The organism is Shewanella morhuae, from assembly GCF_003028295.1.
GTDB classification, from domain to species: domain Bacteria; phylum Pseudomonadota; class Gammaproteobacteria; order Enterobacterales; family Shewanellaceae; genus Shewanella; species Shewanella morhuae.
Genome location: NZ_PYSG01000003.1, coordinates 221,961 through 248,221 on the forward strand (window position 1 = coordinate 221,961; position 26,261 = coordinate 248,221).

The 26,261-nt window shown below is 45.7% G+C and carries 27 protein-coding genes; 6 read left to right on the forward strand and 21 right to left on the reverse strand.

What is annotated here, in order from left to right:
- Position 1 precedes the first annotated feature (1 nt).
- The 4 genes from C9I43_RS15625 to C9I43_RS15640 form a co-directional block, all read right to left on the reverse strand.
- Positions 2 to 1,225: a S8 family peptidase gene (locus tag C9I43_RS15625; RefSeq protein WP_107884366.1), complete on the reverse strand. Its 1,224-nt coding sequence runs from the start codon at positions 1,223 to 1,225 to the stop codon at positions 2 to 4.
- A gap of 161 nt (positions 1,226 to 1,386) precedes the next feature.
- Positions 1,387 to 1,932 carry a phage tail protein gene (locus C9I43_RS15630; RefSeq protein WP_107884368.1) on the reverse strand — a complete coding sequence of 182 codons (546 nt, stop codon included), beginning with the start codon at positions 1,930 to 1,932 and terminating at the stop codon, positions 1,387 to 1,389.
- A 10-nt stretch (positions 1,933 to 1,942) separates the two neighbouring features.
- Positions 1,943 to 2,473 (reverse strand): phage tail protein, encoded by a 531-nt coding sequence (locus tag C9I43_RS15635; protein ID WP_107884370.1) that lies wholly within the window; start codon positions 2,471 to 2,473, stop codon positions 1,943 to 1,945.
- A 25-nt stretch (positions 2,474 to 2,498) separates the two neighbouring features.
- Complete coding sequence (locus tag C9I43_RS15640; RefSeq protein WP_107884372.1) at positions 2,499 to 3,050, reverse strand: phage tail protein; 552 nt, start codon at positions 3,048 to 3,050, stop codon at positions 2,499 to 2,501.
- Positions 3,051 to 3,135: 85 nt separating this feature from the next.
- On the opposite strand from C9I43_RS15640, the gene C9I43_RS15645 reads away from it, so the two are divergent.
- Complete coding sequence (locus tag C9I43_RS15645; RefSeq protein WP_107884374.1) at positions 3,136 to 3,642, forward strand: GNAT family N-acetyltransferase; 507 nt, start codon at positions 3,136 to 3,138, stop codon at positions 3,640 to 3,642.
- On the opposite strand, the gene C9I43_RS15650 is transcribed toward C9I43_RS15645, so the two are convergent.
- From C9I43_RS15650 to C9I43_RS15665, 4 genes are all read right to left on the reverse strand, one after another.
- Entirely contained in the window at positions 3,620 to 3,910 is a 291-nt protein-coding gene (locus C9I43_RS15650; RefSeq protein ID WP_107884376.1) for a DUF6916 family protein, read from the reverse strand. The two genes, C9I43_RS15645 and C9I43_RS15650, sit on opposite strands and share 23 nt — an antisense overlap.
- A gap of 89 nt (positions 3,911 to 3,999) precedes the next feature.
- The gene (locus tag C9I43_RS15655) at positions 4,000 to 5,115 is read right to left on the reverse strand and encodes a sulfotransferase family protein (protein ID WP_107884378.1); all 1,116 of its coding nucleotides are present in this window, start codon (positions 5,113 to 5,115) and stop codon (positions 4,000 to 4,002) included.
- On the reverse strand, positions 5,112 to 7,145 hold the full coding sequence (locus C9I43_RS15660) for a phytanoyl-CoA dioxygenase family protein (RefSeq protein WP_107884380.1): 2,034 nt from the start codon (positions 7,143 to 7,145) through the stop codon (positions 5,112 to 5,114). The genes C9I43_RS15655 and C9I43_RS15660 overlap by 4 nt, the downstream gene beginning before the upstream one ends.
- Entirely contained in the window at positions 7,123 to 7,722 is a 600-nt protein-coding gene (locus C9I43_RS15665; RefSeq protein WP_107884382.1) for an aspartyl/asparaginyl beta-hydroxylase domain-containing protein, read from the reverse strand. Before C9I43_RS15665 ends, C9I43_RS15660 begins: the two co-directional genes overlap by 23 nt.
- A gap of 156 nt (positions 7,723 to 7,878) precedes the next feature.
- On the opposite strand from C9I43_RS15665, the gene yrfG reads away from it, so the two are divergent.
- Positions 7,879 to 8,541 (forward strand): GMP/IMP nucleotidase, encoded by a 663-nt coding sequence (gene yrfG, locus C9I43_RS15670; RefSeq protein ID WP_107884384.1) that lies wholly within the window; start codon positions 7,879 to 7,881, stop codon positions 8,539 to 8,541.
- A gap of 76 nt (positions 8,542 to 8,617) precedes the next feature.
- On the opposite strand, the gene C9I43_RS15675 is transcribed toward yrfG, so the two are convergent.
- The 12 genes from C9I43_RS15675 to gspC form a co-directional block, all read right to left on the reverse strand.
- Entirely contained in the window at positions 8,618 to 9,379 is a 762-nt protein-coding gene (locus C9I43_RS15675) for a type II secretion system protein N (protein ID WP_107884386.1), read from the reverse strand.
- 14 nt (positions 9,380 to 9,393) lie between these two features.
- Positions 9,394 to 9,870, reverse strand: a complete 477-nt coding sequence (locus tag C9I43_RS15680) for a type II secretion system protein M (protein ID WP_107884388.1) — start codon at positions 9,868 to 9,870, stop codon at positions 9,394 to 9,396.
- Positions 9,871 to 11,058, reverse strand: coding sequence for a type II secretion system protein GspL (gene gspL / locus C9I43_RS15685; RefSeq protein WP_107884390.1), 1,188 nt, complete (start codon positions 11,056 to 11,058; stop codon positions 9,871 to 9,873). It abuts the gene before it with no gap.
- Positions 11,059 to 11,287: 229 nt separating this feature from the next.
- Positions 11,288 to 12,292, reverse strand: coding sequence for a type II secretion system minor pseudopilin GspK (gspK, locus tag C9I43_RS15690; RefSeq protein ID WP_107884391.1), 1,005 nt, complete (start codon positions 12,290 to 12,292; stop codon positions 11,288 to 11,290).
- On the reverse strand, positions 12,289 to 13,044 hold the full coding sequence (gene gspJ / locus C9I43_RS15695; protein ID WP_076501345.1) for a type II secretion system minor pseudopilin GspJ: 756 nt from the start codon (positions 13,042 to 13,044) through the stop codon (positions 12,289 to 12,291). Before gspJ ends, gspK begins: the two co-directional genes overlap by 4 nt.
- Positions 13,025 to 13,393 carry a type II secretion system minor pseudopilin GspI gene (gene gspI / locus C9I43_RS15700; RefSeq protein WP_107884393.1) on the reverse strand — a complete coding sequence of 123 codons (369 nt, stop codon included), beginning with the start codon at positions 13,391 to 13,393 and terminating at the stop codon, positions 13,025 to 13,027. The genes gspJ and gspI overlap by 20 nt, the downstream gene beginning before the upstream one ends.
- Entirely contained in the window at positions 13,380 to 13,955 is a 576-nt protein-coding gene (gene gspH / locus C9I43_RS15705; protein WP_107884395.1) for a type II secretion system minor pseudopilin GspH, read from the reverse strand. Before gspH ends, gspI begins: the two co-directional genes overlap by 14 nt.
- Before the next feature lies 1 nt (position 13,956).
- On the reverse strand, positions 13,957 to 14,391 hold the full coding sequence (gene gspG, locus C9I43_RS15710) for a type II secretion system major pseudopilin GspG (protein WP_076501348.1): 435 nt from the start codon (positions 14,389 to 14,391) through the stop codon (positions 13,957 to 13,959).
- Positions 14,392 to 14,453: 62 nt separating this feature from the next.
- Positions 14,454 to 15,677, reverse strand: coding sequence for a type II secretion system inner membrane protein GspF (gene gspF, locus C9I43_RS15715; RefSeq protein ID WP_107884397.1), 1,224 nt, complete (start codon positions 15,675 to 15,677; stop codon positions 14,454 to 14,456).
- Positions 15,678 to 15,680: 3 nt separating this feature from the next.
- On the reverse strand, positions 15,681 to 17,246 hold the full coding sequence (gene gspE, locus C9I43_RS15720) for a type II secretion system ATPase GspE (RefSeq protein ID WP_107884399.1): 1,566 nt from the start codon (positions 17,244 to 17,246) through the stop codon (positions 15,681 to 15,683).
- Positions 17,239 to 19,347, reverse strand: a complete 2,109-nt coding sequence (gene gspD, locus C9I43_RS15725) for a type II secretion system secretin GspD (protein ID WP_076501351.1) — start codon at positions 19,345 to 19,347, stop codon at positions 17,239 to 17,241. Before gspD ends, gspE begins: the two co-directional genes overlap by 8 nt.
- A 24-nt stretch (positions 19,348 to 19,371) precedes the next feature.
- Positions 19,372 to 20,292, reverse strand: a complete 921-nt coding sequence (gene gspC, locus C9I43_RS15730; protein WP_107884401.1) for a type II secretion system protein GspC — start codon at positions 20,290 to 20,292, stop codon at positions 19,372 to 19,374.
- A gap of 253 nt (positions 20,293 to 20,545) precedes the next feature.
- Here gspC and hslR point away from each other — a divergent pair, with 253 nt between their 5' ends.
- From hslR to C9I43_RS15745, 3 genes are all read left to right on the forward strand, one after another.
- Positions 20,546 to 20,944: a ribosome-associated heat shock protein Hsp15 gene (hslR, locus tag C9I43_RS15735; RefSeq protein WP_076501353.1), complete on the forward strand. Its 399-nt coding sequence runs from the start codon at positions 20,546 to 20,548 to the stop codon at positions 20,942 to 20,944.
- Positions 20,945 to 20,958: 14 nt separating this feature from the next.
- The gene (hslO, locus tag C9I43_RS15740; protein WP_076501354.1) at positions 20,959 to 21,819 is read left to right on the forward strand and encodes an Hsp33 family molecular chaperone HslO; all 861 of its coding nucleotides are present in this window, start codon (positions 20,959 to 20,961) and stop codon (positions 21,817 to 21,819) included.
- 195 nt (positions 21,820 to 22,014) lie between these two features.
- Complete coding sequence (locus tag C9I43_RS15745) at positions 22,015 to 23,556, forward strand: phosphoenolpyruvate carboxykinase (RefSeq protein ID WP_107884403.1); 1,542 nt, start codon at positions 22,015 to 22,017, stop codon at positions 23,554 to 23,556.
- A gap of 220 nt (positions 23,557 to 23,776) precedes the next feature.
- Here C9I43_RS15745 and C9I43_RS15750 read toward each other — a convergent pair whose 3' ends face one another.
- Entirely contained in the window at positions 23,777 to 25,306 is a 1,530-nt protein-coding gene (locus tag C9I43_RS15750) for a DUF3612 domain-containing protein (RefSeq protein WP_107884405.1), read from the reverse strand.
- Positions 25,307 to 25,570: 264 nt separating this feature from the next.
- Between C9I43_RS15750 and C9I43_RS15755 the strand changes: the two genes are divergently transcribed.
- Positions 25,571 to 26,134 (forward strand): aldolase/citrate lyase/malate synthase family protein, encoded by a 564-nt coding sequence (locus tag C9I43_RS15755; RefSeq protein ID WP_107884407.1) that lies wholly within the window; start codon positions 25,571 to 25,573, stop codon positions 26,132 to 26,134.
- Positions 26,135 to 26,261: the final 127 nt, after the last annotated feature.

A 26,261-nucleotide genomic window follows, 5' to 3' on the forward strand; every position in this document is an offset into this window, starting at 1 on the left:
CTTATTCCACTGTTAATTGTTTAAGTTGGCTTTGTAACTGTGCTGAGCTTAAAGAAGGATCGCGCTCAAGTAGTAAAGCGACATACCCCGTCGTTATTGCTGCAGCTAACGAGGTGCCAGAAAAATAACTATAGTCCTGATTATGAGCAGCGCTAATTACTGGCCCCCCAAAAGCCCAAAAATCAACAAAACCACCAAAATTACTGAATTTCAATGGCATTCCCTCCGTGTTATTGGCACCAACCACAATTGCGCTACTGATACTTGCCTCATGCATACGTGCTTCTATATGTTGGCCTTCATTACCTGCAGCAAATATGACTGCGGCTCCTTTACCACCACGGCCATAACGACTCAGTTCATCTACAACATCTTGTACGGGTTCGAGTAACCACTGCGTATGCCAGCTACAGTTGATCACATCTGCTTTGGCTAAGTAAGCGAGATAAAAACTTTGCAGCGTGTGGCTGGTCCAAGTATCCGCCTGACTAATACCGACAAAATCAGCATTTGGCACTAATCCTTCGGGCAATTTCCTGTTATGAGCGCCAAAAAGAATACCCGCAATCATGGTGCCGTGTTGCCCTACAACGCCATCAATAGAAACACCCGCGTTAACTATTTTCTTACTGGAAAAGTCATAATAAAAGCGAGTATGCAATTGGCTGAACTCTGGATGCTGTAAGGCAAAACCATCATCAATCACGGCCACGGTAACCCCTGCACCACCTCGTCCAGGCCATAGCCCTTTGTTTTGAGCTAAACGCAAATAAAAAGGTAAAGACAGATCTTGTTCTGTAACATCGCCAAGGAGGCTTGCTGCTTTCATACGTTGTTGCTGTAAGTCAGGTTGCACCAATGTAATGAGCGGCTGTTGCTGCAACTTATCCAATGCCTGAAGCGCTTGCGCATTCTCGGTAAAATGCAGCAAGACATAACGGTATTGCTGCATCAAAAACAAATCGGTAATTTGAGTCGCATCTGGCGCCCAAGTCATCAATTCTGCATTGGTGGTTTGGCGAGCAACTTTAACAATTAACCTTGGCGCCAATTGAACTTTCAGTGTCGCTCCCTGTAATTGATAAAAACCATTCAGCGCCTGTTCAAACACGACTTCTTCAGCAAAGTTCTTAAACGCTACTGAATAGCCTTGAGCATATAAAGATGCTGGCGCGCTCAACAAAAACAATAAGGCTACTAGCACTACTGGATGAATAATGAACATTTTGTTAACCACACGACAGCGTATTTATCGGGTTTAGTATCTGCGTCTCATTGGTAGAACAGAAATTTCTAAACTCGACGTTTTTATCTAAAAATGTCGTCATACAAAGATCTATTCGCATGAATGCACAATAAAGAAACACCAGCATCATCCACTGCAATCTAGTTCCTTGTTGGGTACTCACCGTTTAAGCAAATACAAAACCCCAGTGTTAAATAAGGTTGAGTGTTTGGGTGTGATTGCCCCTGACCAGAACTCATCAATGCATCTGAATACATAGCGACATTCGGCGATGTCGCACCGGGAACCATATAAAAAATATTTTCGGTTCCTGCAGTACCTGCATCAATTGCTGAGTACAGCGCCGAACCCGGAACTGATTGAGCGCCAACCAAAGTTCTACCACTCATCGAGTGAGAGTGGGCAGGCATAGTTGCACTGGTTAAGGTGACATCTGCCACACCATTGAAACCACCCACAGCCACAGGCGACAAACCGTTGCCGTGCCCCGCACCGATGGGGGCTGCACCTTGAAAGTTCGGCAAATTGAAAGTGGTAGTACCGTTCCCACCGAATACCGTACCAACAATTGAAAACAACACTGAGTTTTGTGAAATGGGAAGACTCTGCCCGTTGCAATACGCCCAACCACGAGGTGCGAAGTTATTTGCCATTATTCTGATTTCACCAACAAAAGGATCGGCCACAATACACTCCTTAATTTCTGGATGGGAAAATGCCATTAAGGCAAATAATATAATTCACGCCAAGGGAAGGCATGATGTTGTTATGCGCCACATTGCTTCCTGTGGAAGTAACAGAGGTTGGTGCCAACATCGCTGGCTGATTAGTGCCATTAGCCTCAACATAAATTTGGTCGCCATCAGACTGAGCTGCGAACAAAGCATTCGTCGGCAATTCTGTTGTTGCATTGGCTTTTGTGGCAGTAAATATATGGTTATGTTCAGGTAATTGCGCCGCAGTTAAGGTGACACTCTCCGTCCCAAAGCTTTGCCCTATCGTGTGCGCCGTTAATCCTGGCCCCTGCCCTTGTCCAACAGGTACGCGACTACGTAAATCAGGCAATGCAAAGGTATTTACCCCATCGCCTCCATACGTGGTGCCTATCAGAGCAAACAACACCTGTTCATTGCTAATCGATAAAAAACTGCCATCACAGATACGCCAATTAACCGGAGCATAACTACCTCCAAATATTCTGATCTCACCAACAAATGCTTCACTCATTGTAATCTCCTAACTCTGATAGCCATTAGTTGCGTGATGGGAATATGCCCTGAGTGGCAATGCAGAAATTCATCGTCAACGAAGGCTGACAATTTTGGTGTGGAGCACCAGTGCCTGCCAACCCGATAATATCCGGCGCCATCGCGACCTGATTAGCCGCATCATAGGCAGCATAAATTGGTGTAGGTTGGCTATTTTGTTTATTCATTGCCGCAGCAAGAACGTTACCGATAAGAGGTTTGAGTGTTGCTTGCGTGGTCGATGCAGCAATGGTATGCGTATGGGTCGGCATTTGATTTAGCGTCAACGCCACGGTTTCAGAGCCGCCAGCGGTGCCCAGATTAGCCGTTGAATAGGATGGAGAGTTTCGACTGGAAACGCCGATATGCACAGGAACGCGGCCACGCAAATCCGGTAAACCAAATGTTGAGGTACCATTGCCACCAAAATTCACTCCCAACAATGCAAACAGTGCCTGATTTTGTTGAATGGGTAGTAAGGCACCATTACATAAAGCCCAACCCCGAGGTGCCCAATCAAAGCTAAACATTCTAATTTCACTGACAAATGGTTCCATTACACTCTCCTTTGTATCTTTTTACGACGCGGGTTAGGATTCACTTCCACATTACACAGCCCGCATCATCAACTAGGATCAATCCATGACTGACTTGCAAACTAGGGTGCAACTTCGACCTTATCAACAGAACGATTTACCTTTCCTATTACAACTTTACACCTCAAGCAGAAGCCATGAGCTAGAACAAGCTCCTTTTTCCTCAGAACAAAAAACTGCTTTTTTAGCACAACAGTTTGCGGCGCAGTTCCATCATTACAGCACGTACTACAGCACTGAACGGTTTGATATTATTCTGATAGATAAAATCGCCGTAGGTCGTTTATTTGTTGATCATTGGACGAGCGAAATTCGTGTTGTCGATATCAGCCTGTTACCTGAATATCAACAACAGAAAATAGGTACTTATTTATTTCAGTTACTTTTCATCCAATCACAACAACTACAAAAACCTATTACCATTCATGTTGAACAACACAATCCGGCTCGACTATGGTATGAGAAACTTGGTTTTACATACAAAAGTACGACAAATGAGGTTTATCTCCTTATGGAGCGGCAACCTAGTCTTAGCCCGCTATGCGCTTGTTAATGACAACTTCATATTGCAGCTGGTTTTTGGGGCTGATAAACAATGTTTCAGCGCCCAGTGCTGGGTGCTCAAATACATAACATCCTTGAGGAATACGTAAGTTATCCTGCCCAAGCAGATAAACAGCAAAAGCTTCCCAATCTGGGCCGTATTGTTCATTTTTTTCAACATGTTCGATAACTAACTGAGCTTGCACTCCCTGTGCATCAGTCATTGTAATACGCTCACCGAGCAGTGCAGTTAGGTGCCCATATGTATAAAGCTGCATAAAGCCTCGTACGAAAATCCACAAATTAACATGTGAAACAAGGTGGTTGCATTATAGTTACAAGTATTCAACTAAGTAAATATAAAGACCTATTTAAATAAACTGTAAAGTTGCTCACAACTATTTAAAATTTGCTGTTTTTGTTGTGCAGAAAAAAAATGTTGCTTCTCTTGTGTATCAGGCACAAAAATCTGGTTTAAGCCCTTAGAATGGAGCTTTTGGGATTGAGTCAATATCTGTATTTCCTCAAGGGATAAATTCAGCGAAAACCAAGCTGCCACATCGACACTGATAGCAGGGAGAAGGTTTTTATAATCCAAGATCATCACCCCGCTCTGGCCACTGACATTAACACTGTGCTGCAGTAATAATCGTAAAACAGCACATTGGTAACTGAATATAGACGTGTTGGCACTCAGCATCTGTAACTCTGGAAACCACCCTGACATCAGGTGACGAACCATATGAAAACCCGTCAGTTTTTGCTGTGAAGCCATTATTTCTACGGGATTTCGTATTAATAAAAGCACTGGTACCTCAGGGTAGAGCATCCTTATTTGCGGCCAAAACTGTAAATCCCAAGCATTCCATTTAATAATCAAATGCTGCTCTTCCCCATAAAGCCGGCCTTGTAAATTGATACATAATTTTAATGCCACTGACTTCTGTTCCACATCCAAAGTTGGATCCAATAACAGCTGGGTCAATAATGGAGATTCTGATAACACGCGACAACGTTCAAGCCTTGCATAGCTTCTAGACACTAATGTAGAGCCACAGCGTGACAAGTGAAAAATAAAGCCTGAAGGTTGCACTTTAGGAAGTTGCTTTGAAAAACTGACAATGTCAGAGAGTAAAGTCTTGGGCTGGATCAGTGCTGCAAGTAATTGTCCGCGCAGCATACAAATATGCTCAGAATAAAAGGGGAGCAACGGCTTATCCTTCCCTGGAATCCAAGTCAGTACTCTTTGTTTGCTGTCATACTCCGCTGGTGACCAAAATGCACAAAATATAGTCAAATCAGGCCAAATATATTGACTGTTACCTAAGTGTAAAATCTTTAATAGTCGTTCATTACTTATATCAGGCTGCTGCCAAAAAATGCGTAACTGCTGACAAAAATCCTCAAGCGTTAGCGTATTTCTGAGATGAGCCAAAACGGTATGGCTATGTACTAATTGCCAATATAGAGTTGCTTCCATCATAAAGGATACATGTTAATGTACTGCACCATTCGCGGCAGTGTTCCGCGATTAGGGCTAGCGCCATGAGGTAAAGCATGGTGCCAAATAATGAGATCGCCCGCGTTAGCCGCTATTGCTTTAACCGGCCACTTTTGCCAATCCTGTTGCTGCAGCTCGACATCGGTTTTGTTTTGCTCACGCAGCCAATCTTCTATCTTAAGATGAAATCCAGGGACGCACGAAAATGCACCTTGCTCAGCACTAGTGTCGGTTAAATAAATTAACCCTTGAGTCGAAAATTCGACAGGCAACTGTAGTGGCATATCCCAGTGCATATCAGGCCCAGGGAAATGCCAAGTGGGCGTTTCGGGCGGGTTAAAACTGACCCTATCGGTTGTCATCACCAGATCCGTTCGCTGCCACAGTTGTTCAAACACTTGGCGAATTTGGGGGACTTGTCGATTGGCATCAAGCTGCGGATGGCGAAATAATTGCAGCATAATTTTTTGCATAAATTCATGAGATTGATACCAAGTACTGGGATCTTGTTCAGTCGCATCTAACTGCTGCCAAATAAAATCTCGCGTCGCAGCGCATTGCTTAACCGAGAGCACTTGCGGGACCACTAAGTAGCCTTCATTATGCCAAAAATCCAGTTGTGATTCGCTTAACACAAACGCTGGGCCAGCGTCTTCAGCCGCTGCCGAATTTGAGCCATAGACCGCTGACCCTGAAAGAGTTAATCCATAGGCAATAGTGCGTAATTGCTGATTAATGCTGGCAATGTCCGCCACCGTCATCTTGGTCGTTTGCTGAATAAAATCGATAAAGACAGACTGTTGATCATTTTGATATAACGCCCGCAAGCCCGGCTCTAAACCAATACCACAGAGGTCTAATAAGGCTTTATCTAAGCTCCATTCATTCGCCAATTCAGTGAAAGACTCTCCCCGTTTTCGTAACTGGATTTTTTGCCAGAGCCGCTGCAAGTGATAAATACCTAAACAGCTCAAATCGTCACTCACCACTAACACGGGGTTTTGCTCGATAAAATCGAGCACAAAATCGGGATTAGTCCCCTGATCATAACGAAAAGTGAGACTTGAAAGAGGCTTAAGCCAGTGCTCACGTCGATATCGAGGCAACGTGAGTTGGGATTGATTTTCGCCCAAGGTAGACTCAGCATAAACGTGAATCGCTGTGGTGAACTTAAGAGTTACTGCACTCAGGCTAAAATCGGGCAATAGTAATGAACCAGCTAAGAAACTGCGGTCGCCACTGGAATGTAAGTGCGCAGTTTGCCGATTGAGTGCAAATAATGGACCTAAATAATGTGTCTCAGCTAAATCCGGTGCAGTCGTGCACTCAAGCCAAGCGTCTAGCTCAATGTTTTGCGGAATAAGCACGCCATCATCCGCAAGATACGACTGTAAGTGGCTAAAGATCTGCAATTGAGGCTCCTGTTGCAACAGATGCTTCATGGTTTCAGAGACTATTATATCGAACTTTACTGCTGCTTCTGGTTGCCAAACTGTGGCGTCGGCGCAGACATACGTTGCCACGCGATCTGCTAAATCAAAGTGTTCAATAAGCTTAGTGACTTTATCTAACGAGGCAGGGTGAATGTCGAGCAAGGTGACTTGAATCTGACTTGCAGAAAACAGCGGCAGTAATGGCAATAATAACCAGGCAAAAGGTCCTGTACCCGCATACAAAATCTGTATTGGCCGTTGCGGATTTAGCGCCAACTTATCCTGTATGGCCTGATAAATTCCCTGAATGAATACTCGGCCACGTTCAGGATCTTCAGCACACTGCGCCGCAGTAGTGAGCGATACTGCCTTACCAAAAGGCGTGATACTCGCCTCGGTATCCAAAAAATACTCAGGATGCAATTCCACCGCGGTTATTTGGCATAATTGTGCCAACATGGGATCGATAAGCCGTTTCGCCTCCCCTGCGGAGGTTGACAGCAATAGCGCGTTAGCAAACTGAGTTAACGCTGCGACATCCACACTTTGCCCTAATTTAAGCTCTAAATTTTGCAGCATCTATCAACTCCATTAACCAAGTATTCACTTCGCAATCAATCACTAAGTTGATCCGCGCATCCTGCCCTTTATTTTCAACCGAGTGGATTTGGTCGGCATTGATATACCAAAGATCGCCAGCCTGCATAGGTACACGTTTATCGTCCACGTAAAAATTGAGCTGTTCATTCGTTTGCAGTGACAAATGTAATCTTGCCTCACCTTGCTCTAGGCAGAGTCCTTGATCTCTATGGGGTTTGATTTCTGCACCCGCGTGTAAGCGCATCAAACGCACGGATTTCACTGGGCAGGCTAGGGATTGCAGAAAACGGTATAACGCTGGGCTCGATTCGAGACTAGGCAGATCATGCCAGTGATCCGGTGTAGAGATTGAGAAGGCTTGCAAGATAGGATGTGCTGTTTGATACTCAGCGGCGCAGCGCAAAGGCAACACATCCCAACCGCCCAGATCCCCTTGACGATAATCACGTTGATTTACGTGGGGTAGCCAGTCTTGCAACAGCAAAGCATTCAGCTCTTGCTGTAAACTAAGGGAGTTTGGAACTTGAGCTAATAGGGCAAAAGAACAGATATCCATATCTAAGCGCTTTATTTTTAGACAAAACATTAAGTCAACCAAGCCTAGCACAAAGATGTACGCACACAAGGCGCTCAAATTTCAATCATGCCGACTACACGGTTCATGCACCAACTGCAGGTGTCGCTCAAACATATAAAGAATAGGAAATATCCAATGTTTAACTGGAAGACTATCGATACGGTTCTGCTCGACATGGATGGCACCCTGCTCGACTTGCACTTCGATAATCATTTTTGGCTGAGTTTAGTGCCACAGGAATTAAGCAAGCAACGGGGTCTGAGCACGGACGAAGCGCAGCAGTTAGTCGTAAATGCCTATGAGAAAGTTGTCGGTACGCTCGATTGGTACTGTCTCGATTATTGGCAGGCGCAGCTACAACTCGACATTATGGGCTTACACCGCACTTTGGTGGATCGCATTCAACTGCGCCAAGACAGCATGCCGTTTTTAGCAGCCTTAGCCTCTGCGGGTAAACAGCGCATTCTGGTGACTAATGCCCATCCAAAGAGCCTCGCCCTCAAGCTTGAACATACCGAACTCGCTTTAGGACTAGATAACATGATCTCGAGCCACGAGACAGGTTACCCAAAAGAGCACCCGCAATTTTGGCTAGGCTTGTTTGAAAGGTTTCAACTTGAGCCAAGTCGCTGTCTCTTTATCGACGACAGCGAGCCCATACTCACGGCCGCTAAACTTGCTGGCGTTGGCCATCAATTGGGGATAGCTAACCCTGACAGTAAAAAGCCAGTAAAAGTCTTTCACGATTTCCCAGCGATTACCGATTATCGTTCGCTGCTGAATGATCTCACCCAATAAAAAGGCCGTTAAAAAAGGCACCCTAAGGTGCCTTTTTCTTCACAAACATCAGCTCTATCATCGAGCGAAAATAGCCTTATAGCCCAGGAATTCGCCCCTGATAAACCACAGGAAAATAGCCATCACTACCGCGTTTACCTAAAATATCCAGCGACTTACGCATATCTTCTGGTTGCTCAGCGGTTTCTTTAATCTTAGCGTCCACTCTCACCATATTGCCTTCGTCCAACTGTAAAGTGCCAACGATACCGAGTTGATTCTTAGCTTCATCGGTCGCCAATTGCGCTTTGCCATCGATACAACTTAAACCGAGTTCAATATTACCGAGCGGATAATTGCCAAACTGGTTTTTAACATTGGTTTGATTCAAGAATAGTTTACCAGATAGCTGTTCGCACCAAGGTTTACCTTGCTCTAACGTCTCAACTAATAGACTGACTTCACCAGATATTTCAGTTCTAAAGGGTAGTTTTGCATTACCCAGCAAAAAGCTATCTGGCGCTTCAAAACGTAATCCCTGCGCACTCAAGCCACCCAAAGACCAAGACACTAATCCCTTTGCACTAACAGGGGTTGCGCGGCTACCAACTTGGAAATCAATTTTCACTTTACCTAAAAATAATGCCCAAGGACTCAGTTCCCAACGAATTTGCTCTAACTGGCGCTGCGGCATACTTAAGGTTTCTATGCTGCCAGACCAAATACTGCCATTCACCCCTGAAACACTGGTGTTACTCGGTAAAGGGGCTAATGCTATCGCAATCTTAGCGGGAAATAACACCACTAAAAATACTAAATAAATCAGTACACCTATAATGATTTTTTTTATCAAACTCACTGCTACACCTTAACCTATTGCGCTAATTGAATACGTCTTACTTTGACATAGCCAGGCGCATCGGCCTCTGCTAAATCAACACTTTCAAGTGATAAACCTTTTTTCTGCACTAACTCACCCAAATAACCTAACAAGGCATCAAAAGGCACATCGTCCATCCATACTTGGATTTTATCGCCTTGGGGCTGCATACGCGTGATCACTAGCCCATAGTCACCTGCGGTTTGGTTAACCACAGAGCTTAAACTGCCTGATACTGTCGGTTTTGCGCCGCTCTGCTTGAGGCTAGCGATTTTATTCGCTGCTTGTTTTACATAACTTAAGGTTTGTTGTTGGGCATTGAGGTTACGTAGTGCATCGGCTTCAGCATTAGCAATGGGTGTCCAAATACCCCAATAAAAAATACCAATAACTAAAAATACTGAACCAAAACCCACTAACTGCTGCTCGCGCGATGCGAGCCCTTGCCACCAAGTTCGCAAATTATCCATTTATTTGCTCCTCAAGGTTAAGGTGCTGGTGACTTGATTTTCGCCGCTATTCATAGTGCCACCTTCCATTTGAAAACGACGGCCGACGATGTCTTTAAACTTCTCAATTTGAGCGTAGTCCTTAGCCGTCACTTGCATGCGGATCTCGTTACGCGCGCTTTCAAATCTTAAGCTATTGGGTTTAAGTTCAGGCACTTGCTTAAAGGCATCCTGTAAACCCTCGAGCATAGTAAAAAACTCGGCACCGCTACCTTGGCCTTGCAATGCACGTAACTGACTGTCCATTTGTGAGCGAAGATTAACAATCCGCGAATTTCCCGGCACTACTTGTTGATAAATGGATTCGCTCTGCGCTTTAAGTTCAGCAACTTGTGCATTTATTTGGTGAATATTTAAACCTTTATTCACTAGCGCCAGTACACAGGCAATGGCGATGACGATGGCGGCACTTTTCCACATCACCAGCTGTTTACTATATTCACGCTTAGGTGTGTAAATGCCATTCAACAAGTTAATCGGCGCATGTAGAATACCGCGAGCGAGCACTAACATAGGTAGCTCAAGTGGCTGCGGCTTAAGCTCGACACCCTCGAGTTGCATGTCGGTATAACTGGCGGCAGAGACTTCGCCCTGTACTGGTTTTAGCTGTTGCAGCGCTATCGGTAACCAAGGTAGCGGTAAACTTTGCCCCGTGGCTAATCCGGTACGTAGTAATAACTCATTGCCCATTCTCATTGCTGCCCATTGGCATTCTTGCAATGGTAAGGCTAAGCAATCGGGTACGATACGTTTTACTTTTAAACCGGCTTCAGTTAAACAACTTAGCCAGATTTGCATTTGCTCATGGGCCACAGCAACCACACTTAAAGCATCACCATCACGCGGGCCGACGGTAAAATGCATCGCATCAACATCTTCGGCTAAGGCTTCTTCGAGCATAAAGGGTAAGGCTTTTAAGGCTTGGCGTTGGCCTTTTTCGGGCAAATGCACACTCGTGAGCGTCATTGCCGCAGCGGGCACTAACACATCGACTGGGCGATTACCCGCGCGCTCAGTTAAGGTCGATAAACCTTGGGCATTGGCAAGTTCGCCAGAGGCAATAATTTCTTGTTCTTGCTCAGACCAAACTAGCCAAGAGCACGCTTGCTCTGCTGTTCTGCCTAAGCGAATAAATAGCCGTTCACTCACAGTTTTTCTCCACCAGTCCCAGTCAAGAAAGCGTGACTGAGCTCGTTGCTATTATTTTTGTCCACCAGATTCTGCCGGGTGAGCACTTCCATTATTGTTGACCACCAACATCAACCCCTGACGGGTGAGCACCGCCATTATTTTTGCCCACCAACATCAAACCCTGCCGGGTGAGCGCTTCCATTATTTTTGCCCACCAACATCAAACCCTGCCGGGTGAGCACTGCCATTATTTTTGGCCACCAAACTGACGGGTGAGCACTTCCATTTTATTGCCGCCGCTCTTTTTGAGCACGCTTTCCATTCTAAATACGGCGTTATCAACTTTCGCCCCCGAGGCCAACAGAAAATATTGGCTATCGATGACAAAGCTCGATTTCATGGCGCCTTCCCATTTGATCGATCCCATAGATGAGCTTTCATAAAAATCCTCTATCTTGGCAAAGCCATCACCGGGACGCTGGTTGATAATACTTTCTGCTTCGCCGACTGAAATCTGATTATCGAGCATGCCAGCGAGCAGTGCCGCTTGTTCAACTTCCAAAGTGTTGACGTTAAGTAATTGCCTGTCGTTGCCTGGGATCACACAAACATAGGGCAGTAATTTCACATAAACACTTTGGGTGTACCCCATAACGGCTCGTAATTCACTACGATGGTTCATCAGTGTATTAGCCGCTCTATAAGGTACATTACGCGCTTCGTATTCTGCATCTTCGGCGCCGTAAGGACTGGCCGTGGTATCGTCGTCGATATAGTCTTTCAAAGTTTGCGTCAGGCGCTCTGCGCTAAAGTCATCTACCCCTAAACTCACTAACAAGGCCTTATATTGTTTTGCGGCCAGCGGGAGTTTAGGTTGGCCATTTTCAACCTCTTTGGTGGTAGCGGATAAAGCGTTCAAGTTAAAACAAGCGCGCATATCGGTGATCTTACCAGCGATTTCACCGTATTCTGCCGGAAACACCACATCGGCCATCGCCCAATATTGTTGCCTATGGACTCGGCCTTCTGAATCTTCTAAATCTTGTTTTAAAGTTTTTTTCGCCAATTCTTCAGCAGAAATCGCATACCAATAGGCTTGATCGTATTGAGCCAAATTCAAGGTTCGGCGCATCGATAACTGATTACGGCCAGTAATGTTAGTTGCGATAATGACCACCATAGCCACAATCAACAACACTACGATTAGTGCAACGCCGCGTTGCTTAGAACGAGGCTGAATGCCGGTTATCATTCGCGGCCCTCATCTTCAGGATTACCGTCACCGGGTTCGCCAGTATCGTTCCCAGAACCATCATCGGCATCTTTATCTTTGTCGCTATTATCCTGATGATCATCTTTATTATCGTCATCTTTAGACTTTTCAGGTGCTACAGCACCTAACGGTAATAAAAACTTACGTTGGATTTTACCTAAGCCTTCAATCTCAATCTCAATAGCGATAGCCTTAGGCAACTTAGTCGCCTCTACTTTGCGCTCCCACTTGTCATCCATGAAGAAGGAATACTCCACCGACAACACTTTATCTATCACTACCGTCTTAATCGGTTCGGCGCCAAATTCAGGCTCAGGATAAGGAAAATACCAACGCTCTAACCGCCCTTCGCGCACCACATACGCCACAGACTGTAAGCTGCCTCGCGGCAATAACCCGTCGGGATTTAACCAACCTAAACGGTAAAACACTAAGGCTTCTGATTCTGACTCTAAGATATCATTGCCCGTTTGGAAGACGGTCGAACCACGGCCACCTTCGAGTAATCTGGGTGCGCGCGCCACCATTTGTGCGAGATCACGCTCAATCGCGCCAAAACCTTGTTGCAATGCTTTAAGCCGAGTCGAGAAAGTACGCGTCACTTCGTCATTAGTCAGCACAGTGCTGAGCACGGCATTAGAAGCCAAGCCTATCATGGCAAAAATCGCGATGGCGATCAGCATTTCTAACAGGGTAAACCCGCGCTGCACACTAATCCGTTTTAAGGACATAACTGCTCACTTGTGCTGCAATACGCTGATATCGCTCGTCTTCACTTACGCTAATACGGATCATACGAAAATTATCGTCGGTGGTTTTCACCACTTCTTTACGCCAGTACCAATCTTTTCCTGCCAGCTCAACTTGGCCTTCTTTTTTACCGACGTCAGGAAACTGCGGCTCAAGTCTGGCATCAACCATCTGATTATCAGCTACCCATTGGGCCAAAGTGCGTGACTCCAGAATCGGCATATTAGCCATCTGCTCGCCTAAACTTTTAGTGATCGACACAGCCGCAATCGAAAATACGGCAAGGGCCACAATCACTTCGAGCAACGTCATGCCCTTAGCGCGTTTCATCGGGACGCCCTAGGGTTAATCTGCCCAATGCATCGCCAGCCACTAGCGCTTCGGCCTGTTGACGCTTGTCAGTTTTAGCGATAAATGTCAGTTCAAAAGCGCTCATTTCACCACTTGGGAATAACATGATCTGTGGTTCAGGATGTTTTTTCTTATCGTCAGATGAAGGTTCTATCAATGGTTCTTCGAACCAAGAATCGTCTTCTTCATCCTCTTGTACTAAAGGCAAGCCATCGAGCACTAAATTCATCACCACGCCTTGCTCCATTTCCTTTTCAGACAAGAGCCGGTCTTCATCCAAAGGTAGCCACTTACCGTCTTTATAAAAAACAAACTGATAACTGGTTTTTTCAATCACAATGCCCATAAATTGACCACTTAAAACGGTCTCATCGAGCACCATTTCAGTGGCTGCGATAAACTGCTGCGCTGTTCTATCTAGGGACTGTTGTGGCCCCGAATTGCCGATAGACATAGTCACTGCCGCGGCTGTGAGCCCCATTAGCAAAATCACTAGCATCACCTCCATTAAGGTGAAACCAGCGTGGCGCAGCTTTAACATCTTATTGGAAATTCTGTAAATTCCAGTTACCGATGTCATCTTCGGTACCTGGTTGACTATCTTGGCCTGCACTGAATATATCTAGCTTGCCGTTTTCGCCAGGGCTTAACAGCAAGTACTTATTGCGCCATGGATCTTCCGGCAGACGTTTTACATAACCATCTTCACGGTAGTTACGTGGTTCAGGCGAGATCGTTGGCTTTTGCACTAAGGCTTCTAAACCTTGTTCAGTCGTTGGGTAGATGCCGTTATCTAACTTGTACATGTCTAAGGCATTTTCGAGCGCGACTATGTCGGATACCGCTTTTTGTTGATCAGCTTTATCTTTGTTACCCATTAAATTAGGTACGACCATCGAGGCTAGAATGCCTAAAATCACGATAACTACCATCACTTCGAGTAAGGTAAAACCTTGATGTTTTTTGTTCATTTGCATTGACTACTTCTCCTAAAAAATCCTATGCCAATCGACTTGGTCATAATCCATAAATTCAAAAATTAACCGCTAATCAAGTTATTCAAAGCTAAGATGGGCTGCAAAATCGCCATCACGATAAATAGCACCACACACGCCATGCTGACCACCAGCATAGGCTCAAATACACCGAGTGCTATATTGACGTTACCTTCAAATTCACGGTCTTGGTTATCGGCGGCACGCTCTAACATTTGCTCAAGCTGACCGCTCTTTTCACCCGAGGCAATCATGTATAACATCATTGCCGGAAACAACTTAGTATTAGTCAACGCCGTGCCTAGGCTAGTTCCTTCACGTACGCGCGCAGTTGCATCATCCACCGCCGCTCGCACTCGCATATTCTGCAATACTTCACTGGCGATACGCATACCGTCGAGCAAAGGCACTGAACTGGCGGACAAAATGCTTAAGGTTCTGGCAAAACGCGCTGTATTTAAGCCTTTGCTTACGCGGCCAACCACTGGCATGTTCAATAAAAAATTATCGTACTTCATCCGAAACGCTGGCGACTTTAGCATGCGCCGAAAGAGTGTAAACAGCAGCACTAAGGCAATCACCACAAACACACCATAGTTTTGCACAAAGTCAGAGGCCGAAATCAAAAATCGTGTTGAGGCAGGAAGCTCGGCGCCCATATGTTCAAACTGCCCAACCACTTTTGGCACCACCGCCGCTAAGAGGATGGAGATAACGCCTATCGCGACTGTGGTCAAAACCGCAGGATAAATCATCGCTTGCGTCAGTTTAGATTTAAGCTGCTGGCGCCTCTCGGTGTAATCGGCCAGTCGATTAAGCACCACTTCTAAGTGACCGGATTTTTCACCCGAGGCCACCATTGCGCGGTATAAATCATCAAAAATATGCGGAAACTCAGCCAAGGAATCGGCCAAACTGTAACCTTCAACCACCCGCGAGCGCACCGCCATTATCATACTTGCAAGGCGATCTTTCTCGCATTGCTGACCAACAGCCTTAAGGGATTCTTCAATCGGCAAACCCGCCGCCACTAACGTCGCAATTTGACGGGTGATCAAGGCTAATTCAGCGACCGAGATACCGCGTTTAAAAAACGAGAAACTACCGCTCTTGGCTTTGGCTTCTTTTTCAGAAACGGGCAGAATCTCTAGCGGCATCATACGTTGGTCGCGCAGCTGGCTACGGGCATGTCTGGCGGTATCCGCCTCAATTACGCCCTTAAGCTGTTTTCCCTTGGTATCGAGCGCCTTATATTCAAATGCTGGCATAAATTACTCCTCGCGAGTCACACGCAATACTTCTTCGAGTGTGGTGATGCCCGCGAGCACTTTGCTCATGCCGTCGTGACGGATGCTGGGTATGGATTGACGAATATACTTTTCGATGGCTAATTCGCCGCGACCGCCGTGGATTAATTCACGCACGCTATCATCAACTTGTAATAACTCATGGATACCTGTTCGGCCACGATAGCCATTATTACCACAGGATTTACAGCCATTGGCACGGAAAATATGTCTATCATCACTGGCGACTATGCCCAGTAACTCACGTTCACGTGCATCAGGCACGTGTTCGATTTTACATTTTGGGCAAAGAGTACGGATCAAGCGTTGGGCTAATACACCGAGCAAACTCGATGATACCAAAAACGGCTCAACGCCCATGTCTTGCAAACGCGTTATCGCGCCTGACGCTGTGTTGGTATGCAATGTTGAAATCACCATGTGGCCTGTGAGTGACGCTTGCACCGCAATTTGCGCGGTTTCTAAGTCACGAATTTCACCAATCATCACCACATCAGGGTCTTGACGCAAAATCGCCCGTAGACCACGGGCGAAGGTCATATCCGCCTTAACATTAACTTGGGTTTGACCAATACCATCTAACTCGTACTCGATGGGATCTTCGACTGTCAGTATGTTGGTATCTTTTGAGTTAATCTCGGTCAGGCCCGCATACAAGGTGGTACTTTTACCCGAACCCGTCGGGCCAGTCACTAGAATAATACCGTGGGGGCGACGGATAAGATCTTCAAACTTAACTCGAATACTGTCGGTCATGCCCAATTGTTCTAAATCAAGGTTACCAGTATTTTTATCCAGCAAACGCAGCACCACACGCTCGCCATGGCTCGATGGCATGGTTGATACCCGCACATCTACCGCACGGCCGGCGATACGCAGCGAAATGCGGCCATCCTGTGGCACGCGTTTTTCAGCGATATCCAGACGCGCCATCACCTTAATCCGCGACACTAACAGCGACGACAGCTTACGGTTTGGCTTGAGGACCTCCTTGAGCACACCATCGATGCGGAAACGCACCACCAGCTGTTTCTCATAGGTTTCGATGTGGATATCTGAGGCTTCTTCTTTAATGGCTTCAGATAATAGGGCATTGATGAGCTTAATGATCGGCGCATCATCATCACCTTCGAGCAAGTCTTCGGTTTGTGGCAGCTCTTCGGCAAGGGTGAATAAATCCATCTCGTTGCCAATATCTTCCATCAACTGCTGCGCTTCAGACGAGTTAGCCTGATACGCTTGAGTAAGTTTGGCCTCAAACTTCGCCACTTCGAGCTTAACCAAAGGCAAATCGACACCCGAATAACGCCGCGCTTCAAGCATGGCCGTTAACGGTGTTTTACTGGTGTAAAACAAGCTCAATTCACCCGTGTCACCCAGCGAGAGCACCACGTCGTGGCGATGCGCAAAGGCAAAAGGTAAACGCTCTTTACTGCTTGAACGAAATACCTCATCACCTTCGGTTTCAAGACCTAGCTCATTAGAAATTTGGCTGAGATCGTCGACTGGGGATAATAGTATTTCACTCATTAGGTTTATCTTTATTTTCGTCCAGCGTTTTAAGGGTTGAGTCAGTTTTGCGCATTTGAGTATCTAAACCTTTACCTTCTTTGTAACGCTCTAAAATGTCGTTAACTTCTGGCGGTAAATACTCTGATTGATTCCACTCATCTAACACGGGCACCTGAGTATTCGGCATTAAGTTCACGCCGCGCTCTTGTTGCTCAAGCTGTAATGCTCTGAAATAGTTATATTTACGCCCAGCAATACCTTCCATTGTAATGCCATCACGAATAATGGTCGGTTTGATAAAAATCATTAGGTTTTTCTTCGTCTTTTTACTTGAGGAAGATTTAAACAAATGACCTATCACGGGGATATCACCCAAGAAAGGCACTTTCTGTACGCTTTCCTGCACTTCTTCATTAATCAAACCACCAAGCACAATGATTTGACCTGAGTCGGCCATCACTGTAGTCGTCAAGCGACGAGTGGCAAAAGAAATATCCACACCTGTATTACCGTTAACGCCAGACACTTCTTGCTCAATCGTTAGCTTAACTGAGTGACCTTCGTTGATCTGCGGCACGACTTTTAGTTTAACCCCAACCTCTTTACGTTCAACGGTTTGAAAAGGATTACTGTTATTAGAACTGGCAGTAGAACCCGTCAGAATAGGGACTTCGTCACCCACAATAAACGAGGCTTCTTGGTTATCTAAGGTGGTAATTGACGGTGTTGCCAACACGTTAGAATTGGTGTCACTCGATACGGCTTGAATAAGTGCACCAAAGTCACCCATGGCCACACCCCAAGCCATACCATTTACTTTACCTAGCGCTTGAGCCAATAGCGTTACGTCACCTTTAGTATCTGGGTTTTTACCAATTACTTCACCGGTACTCGGGTTAGTGATGTAAGTGCCTTCTTTATCTTGCGCCTGCCATACACCGGCACCAATCTCACCGATAGTTGGGCCCAAGTTATTAAACTGTGTACCACCACCCGCTTTAGCCGCCCATTGCACGCCAAAGCCGACACTATCACCCTCAGCAACTTCGACGATAATGGCTTCAACTAATACTTGCGCACGGCGAATATCAAGCTGGTTAATCACGCTCTCAATAGTTCGCATTTGGTCTGGTTCGGCACTGATAACTAAAGCGTTAGTCTCTGCATGGGCCATGATATTGATTTCGTTGCGGCGTTTGCCACCAGCAGCCTGAGCACTTGGATCTTTATCACCCTCTAACTTTTGAGCAAAACCTGTCAGTACTTCAACTAAATCTTCGGCCTTGGCATAACGTAAGTAACGCACCTTAGTGTTGCCTGTGCTGGCTTGTTCGGCGTCAAGACGGTGAATTAACTCGATTACCCGTTGACGGCTTTTCTCATCACCACTCACCACTACGGCATTGATACGTTCATCTGCGACCACTTTAGGCGCTTGACCCGGAAGTTGTGATTGGTTGGCGGTGGCACGATAAAGCGTATCGATAATTCGCACCATTTCACCGGCGGAGGCAAATTCTAACGGTACAACCTGTACAGAGGTATCACCTTGCTTATCTACGCGGCGAACAATTTCAACTAGCTTATTCACCACCGCTGCACGGCCCGACAACATTAATACGTTAGAAGGGTCGTAGTTAACTACGTTGCCGCCGCCCGCGTTATCATTAAGCTGGCGTAATAGTGGGGCTAATTGCTTGGCCTCAGTGTTATACAAGGCCACAATACGCGTGACCATTTCATCACCCATACCAGGATCAGTATCATTAGCGACACGAATGGCAGCAGTTTTAGCGTCTTTGTCTTTAATGACTTTAATAACGTTATTTTCCATCTCGACAATGGCATAACCGTAAACTTGTAAGACGTTGAGGAAGAACTGATAATATTGTTCATCGTTCAGTAAATCATAACTGCGCACGTTGATTTTGCCGCGAATCGTTGGGTCAACTATGATGGTCTTATTCAAGTTTTTACCAACTATATTGATAAACTCTTGAATATCCGTGCCTTTAAAGTTAGCCGCATACTGTTCTGACCATGCAAATTGCGATGAGAACATAGCTGCACCCGCAACAATCCCAGCAATAAGCTTGCGTCGAATCCTTTTGTTTTTCATTCTTTTTCTTTCCTCTAACGCGTGTTATTGCGGCAAACTAAACATGATTTCAACCAATTGTCCTTCCCGCTCAACCATAATAGACACTTCGGTTAACTCGGAAAGTTGGCTCATCATTTCTAACGCCTGACTCATAACGGTCAAGTCGTATCCATTAATCGATTTAGCTAAATCATTGGCTTTAAAACCCGCCTGTTTAAACAAATTGGCGTCTTTACCCGGATTCAAACGATAGCCCGCCACAGCGTCACCCTGTCTCACGGGAGAGATAGCAATGTAATCGGTGATCTTACTGGGGTCGGCTAACAATTCAGTGCGAGATTCAGCGAGCTCTTGGGAAACTTCGGCGTTTTTCCGTTGGTCGATACGGTTAACCGTTGTATTACTCTTGGCCTGTTGTAGCTGCTGGTTGGCAGGGCTTTGGCTAGTGTAAACAAGGCCATCAAGCATTAGCGTCTCGTAACGGCCCGCATTAGTGATGATAATACGGTCAGCGTAGACTTCTTTAAGTGATGCTGATGTGCCTTTGATTTTATCGCCTAGGCTGTAGGTTTCTTGGCTACCATTTGACTCAATAACGGCTAAGCCCTTCTGCTCTGCGGTCGATGCGACAACCCCAGTCAGTTGAATAGAAAGTGAAGTTTTAGGTGCATCAGTTATCGTTTCGACCGCAGCGACTTTAGGTCTATCAGATTGAGTATCTGCCTTACCAAAAAGTCCAAGCTGCTGCAAACTGGCAAGATCAACCTGCCCAGCACTTTTGCCGCTAGCATTAACGGGCGTGGGTGACCAAGCACTGACAGATGCAGTCGTTGGCACTAATTTCCAAGTAATTTGTGCGGCCAATAGCATGATAACAATAAACCCTAACCAGAAAACAATCCGACTGAGGGGTTTATGGGGCATACCAATAGCTTTGGCGATAATTTTATCTAATAAATCCATATTTTATGTGGACCCTCGATACAGGTCTCTGTTCTGATTATAATAATTAGGTAATAAGCGCTTAATGCTAACCTAGGCGGCATTTGGCAACAACCCCATAACAGTATTCAAATTGGCGAAAATAGGCCATTTATGCTAACTTTGCCCACCTTTAAAGGGTGTGAAGCATGCCACCCTTTAACATAATAGAAATACGCATCTGACACTTTATTGCTCGGCATGTGAACTCATCGATCTTTTAGCTGGAGACACTATGACTCAAGGTCAAAGCGAAAAAACAGACATTCGACTCGATAAGTGGCTTTGGGCCGCACGTTTCTATAAAACTCGTGCCATTGCCAAAGACATGATCAACGGCGGCAAAGTACATTACAACGGTCAGCGTGCCAAATCCAGTAGGAATGCTGAGATAGGCGCCGTCCTTAAGATACGCCAGGGATATGACGATAAAGAGATCGTCATAAAAAAATTATCACAAATACGTCAATCGGGTGCGATTGCACAAGAATTGTACGATGAAACTGAAACAAGTCTGATTAAACGGGCGGTTAATGCTGAGCAAAGACGCCTCAACATGCTTAACAACCCCATACCAGATCAGAAACCAGACAAAAAGCAACGACGCCAGCTCATGCGCTTTAAAGACCTTTAATAGTGAGAGACACCATGACTCAAGATATTTTACACCGCTATTTGTTTGACAATGCCGATGTCCGTGGCGAAATGGTACAACTACAAGACAGCTACCAACAAGTGATCAGCGCCCAAGAGTACCCTCCCGTTTTACAAACTCTGCTGGGTGAACTCATGGCAGCCACATCACTGCTAACCGCAACGTTAAAATTTAGCGGCGATATCAGCGTGCAGTTACAGGGTAATGGCCCGGTTTCTTTAGCAGTGATCAACGGTAACAATCGACAAGAATTACGCGGTGTAGCACGTTGGAATAACGAACTGGCTGACGATGCTAGCTTGGCTGATTTATTCGGTCAGGGTTATATGGTCATCACCTTAACCCCAGAAGAAGGGGAACGCTACCAAGGCGTAGTTGCACTAGACAAGCCAACCTTAGCGGCATGTGTTGAAGAATACTTTAATCAATCCGAACAGTTACCAACTGGCATTTGGTTATTTGCCGATGGCAAACAAGCGGCAGGCATGTTTTTACAAATTCTACCTAGCCAAAAAGAAGATAACATCGAGTTTGAGCACTTAAGCCAGTTAACCTCAACCGTTAAGGCTGAGGAGCTATTCACTCTGGATGCAGAAAGCGTATTACACCGCCTTTATCATCAAGAAGAAGTGCACCTATTCGAGCCTATCAATGTCAGCTTTAAGTGCACCTGTTCTTTGGAGCGCAGTGCGGGCGCGATTAAGACGTTAGCTCAAGCAGAAATCGAAGCCATACTCGCCGAAGACGGCAAGATAGAAATGGGCTGTGAATATTGCCACGCTAAATACACCTTTGATGCCATAGATATCGCCACCTTATTTGCTAACGGTCAAACGTCAACCACACAGCAATAACCTGACTACTGTAGAGATAATGGGCACCTTTTCGGTGCCCATTTTTTATCCTGCCTATAATCCCTCACACATTACACTGGGCTTAAGCTACAATCGGCTCACTTTATCCTCTGGCTCAACGCGGTTGATAAATAAAACTAAATCGGCAGACGATCGATAATAAAAATAACCTTACAAACCAATGGAGACCTCATTATGGCGGATGGATTAAACCGCGTTTACTTTAACCCCACAACAGCACAACTTGTCGAACTTGCCCTGCTACGCGGCGAAGGCGAATTGACAGCTAATGGCGCATTAGTCGCTAAAACAGGCGCTCGCAGTGGTCGCTCACCTGGCGATCGTTTCATCGTTAGAGAACCTAGCTCAGAAGCCGATATCGAATGGGGCCCTGTTAACCAAGCTTTTGAACCCGGTGCTTTTGAAAGTCTATGGGCGCGGGTTGAAGCTTACCTCGCCGATAAAGAACTGTTTGTCTCTGATCTTGAAGTCGGTGCCGATAGCGAACATTACCAACCCGTACGAGTGACCACTCAATACGCTTGGCATCAACTATTTGCCCGTAATCTGTTTATCATCCCTGAAGCATTTAACCGTAAAGACAAACCCGTGTGGCAAATTATTAATGCCCCAGACTTTGTTTGCGATCCCGCGCGCGATGGCACTAACTCTGATGCAGCAGTCATTTTAAACTTTGCTGAGCGTAAAGTGCTGCTCGCTGGCCTTAAATACGCCGGCGAAATGAAGAAATCGATGTTCTCAGTGCAAAATTTCTTACTGCCAGCCAAAGGCGTGCTACCAATGCATTGCTCGGCCAACGTCGGTAAAGATGGCGACACTACGCTATTTTTCGGTTTATCTGGCACAGGTAAAACGACGCTATCGGCTGATCCAAAACGCTTCCTTATTGGTGACGATGAACACGGCTGGGCACCGGGCGGCGTATTTAACATTGAAGGCGGTTGCTACGCTAAATGTATCGATTTGAGCCAAAAGAATGAGCCTGTTATTTGGGATGCGATCCGTTTTGGTACTGTGCTCGAAAACGTGGTGATGGACGAGCGCCGTGTGCCCGATTACACAGACAGTAGCCTAACCGAAAACACCCGTGCAGCTTATCCGCTAGAACATATTGCCCAACGTAAAGAAGACAACTGCGGCGCCGAACCACGAGCGGTAGTATTTTTAACCTGTGACGTATCTGGCGTATTACCACCAGTTTCGATTCTGACCAAAGAACAAGCTGCATATCACTTCTTATCGGGTTATACAGCTAAAGTGGGTTCGACTGAAATAGGCTCAACCTCAGCGATTCAATCTACTTTCTCAACTTGCTTTGGCGCACCTTTCTTCCCTCGCCCTGCGGGCGTGTATGCTGAACTATTAATGAAGCGCATTGAGTCATTTGGTAGCCAAGTATATTTAGTGAACACCGGCTGGACTGGTGGCCCACATGGTGTAGGTAAGCGTTTTGACATCCCAACCACGCGCGCTATTGTCGATGCGATTGTGAGCGGTGAGTTGAAAGACGTTGAAACCGTCCACTTAGACACACTGAATCTCGCCGTTCCCGTGGCGGTAACAGGCGTAGACCGCAATTTACTCAACCCAGTCAATACTTGGGGCGATAAAGCACTATACGCTGAATATGCCCAGAAACTGGCCGAAGCCTTTACTAAAAACTTCGCTAAATACCAAGTGTCAGACGCGATCCGTAAAGCAGGCCCAAAGGCATAAGCGTTTAATTTTATTTATTAAGCTCGAATGTTACCTGTGAAAAAAGCGCCGATTCTGCAATGAATCGGCACTTTTTTTGGTTATTTTTTTATGCTTAACTTTCAAACTTAACGCCTAGCATAGTGAATTATCGCAAATGAGAGCGTGGCGAGAGTAGCTCAATGCAGAAAACGATCAACATAACCACTCAACCACGCTACTTATCCCCAAAATTACTGATTTAACTGCCATCGCATTGTGATTTACCCGCTTGATAACAGCTTGGTTGGCGCGGACATACGGCGCCGCGGGAGCATATTAAGCGGGCATCATTTTTAATTCCACGCTCTACCCAGTTGATATTGAGGATTTTAGCAACACTCACCAGATCGCTTTTAATGTGCTTAGGGATCGTCACTGAGCCGCCACCAGCAACACAGGCCTCTTTTAAATCCTGGGCAATAGACAAGGCATCTTTACCTTGCGCTTCAATCGCCGGATTTAAATCAATGCCAGCACAGAGCACATGGGGATTACCCGCCGAATCTTCGACTTTAATCGATTCACAGCAGTAAATTCGGGGTTCGTTACCGACATTTAAAATTGAAATTTGTGCCGACGTGCCCACTGTTGGCTCGCTGATCATCCTGAATACGGCCCAGTGCTGACAAGGATCTTCCACTAACCGCATATTACCCCAAGGTAGTGGAATCCCGTTGCCGCGATAAACCGCTTTAAGTTTACCCGGTGCGTAAGCATCAAAATAATGCCAGTGGGGATACGGCGATACCACAGTCATACGCCGCATGGCTACCGACGCTGATACTTGCAGTTGTTTATGCACTGCAATCTCGTAGCCATGACGATCGAGTAATTGCCGATACGGTACTTTAGGGCATAACAAGGCGCCAGCAAAAAAGCTCGACTCAAAGTCACGCCATGCGTGCAAAATATCCTGTGCGTTTAATGTGTTAGATTGCAGCGTAACTTCTTCGTCCATCTCCAACTTTCGGCCTGAAATCATTACACTCTTCAAACCGTCTTTGTTGTGCAGAACACAATGCCCTATGTGTGCGGCTAAATCGTACTTCAATCTACTCGGACGATTTTTAAGCATTTTATTCATATAAATAGTATTGGGTGGCTCAAAAAAAGACGTCACCAGTTGACGAGAGCTACCGCCCATTTCATCGATAACTTCCTGCGGTGTGTTATCTACCCATTTGATTTTAAGCCCTATTCCCTTGGCAATATCCAGTATATCTTCGAGGGATAATGGCATACGTTTAAGGCCAACCTCTTCGGCAGCACGCTCAAGATCGGGAAAGTGGTTTTGGTGATGCTCTTGATGGGCGCGGATCAGTAAATGGGCAAACTGCCTGCCAGAAATTCCAGTCTGCGATAACATTTCAGGTATCGCTATTTGTAAAATGTCATTAGAAAACAAAAAGCTGGGTTCGAGCGCCATGCCGCTAATACCACCACGGCGACCCTTGTCCGGTGTAATAGCACTTTCTTCAGGGATATCGTCCAAGAACCAATCGATATCTTTTTGAAAAACCGTCGCGATCACCGCCAGCATAGCCGCACTCGGCACACGCTTTCCATGTTCAATCATCGACAAATATGACACAGAGGGCGCACTTCCTGAATCGACGCGAATACAACGCGCCGACAAATCTTCCATCGTTAAATTATTACGTTTCCGTAGGTTACGTATTTTTGTCCCTAGGAAGTGTGATTTTCTCATCAAGCTCTGGTCATTACGCATTTTGTAAAATTCACAGTGTAAAATTTCTATTGTGAAATTGTAAACAAAAAAAGACTAGACTACAAATCAAGCAATCGAGAAGCGATTCAAGCAAACAACTTGAGTCAGCCAAATTCAAGAAATGCTTAAGTATGAATATTGAAAGCACTTAAAACGAAAGCACTTAAAACGGACACGCCAAGTTGGAAAAAACTGTGAAACTCCACCCGTTAAATCGAAACCCTGAACCGTATTTTTTAAATTGAAAGAGTAGAGGAACGAGCGATGACTATGTCAATAATCAGCAATAACCAGATCCAAACAAATTTAAACAGCCTCATCGCAGAAGAAGTGCTAGCCGTAGTCCATGTTGGGATTGCCGAGCACGAAAAAATCGCCAAGGCGAAACTTTTCATCGACCGACTCTTTCCACTTAGCTCTGGTTCACATCAAGATGTGAGCAGCTACGTCGTTTACTACCAGCATTTGTTAGCCTTTTTTGCCGACGGTAGTCACAGCGGTTTACGCCAACCAAAACAGTTTGTGGCCTTTAATGGCACCAAAGATGCTCCTAGCGCTATCGTGTTACAAGATAAGGACTATCACGTTGAGTTGAGCTTCGACCGTTGCGGCATGATAGGGGCTAAAGACGTGGCAAATTTGGAAGATATCCAAATCGAAGCGTCTTCAAGCATGTTAATGGATACCACCGAGGTGCACTCAGCAGCCTCACGCCATTGGCTTAGCCTGCTACATGTCGGTATGCCTAGCGCTAACGATACTCAAGATAAGTTATTTACAGCGAAAGATGGCAGTGATTACGATTTGAAAAGCATCGTAAATTTATAAATTCTCATGGGGAGATTAACTGCGCCGCAGTTGATCTCCAACGCTTTACCGTTGTACAAATGTATCCCGCCAAACAATAAATAAAATTGATGATAAAAATAAGTTTAATTGATTTTATTGAAGCTAA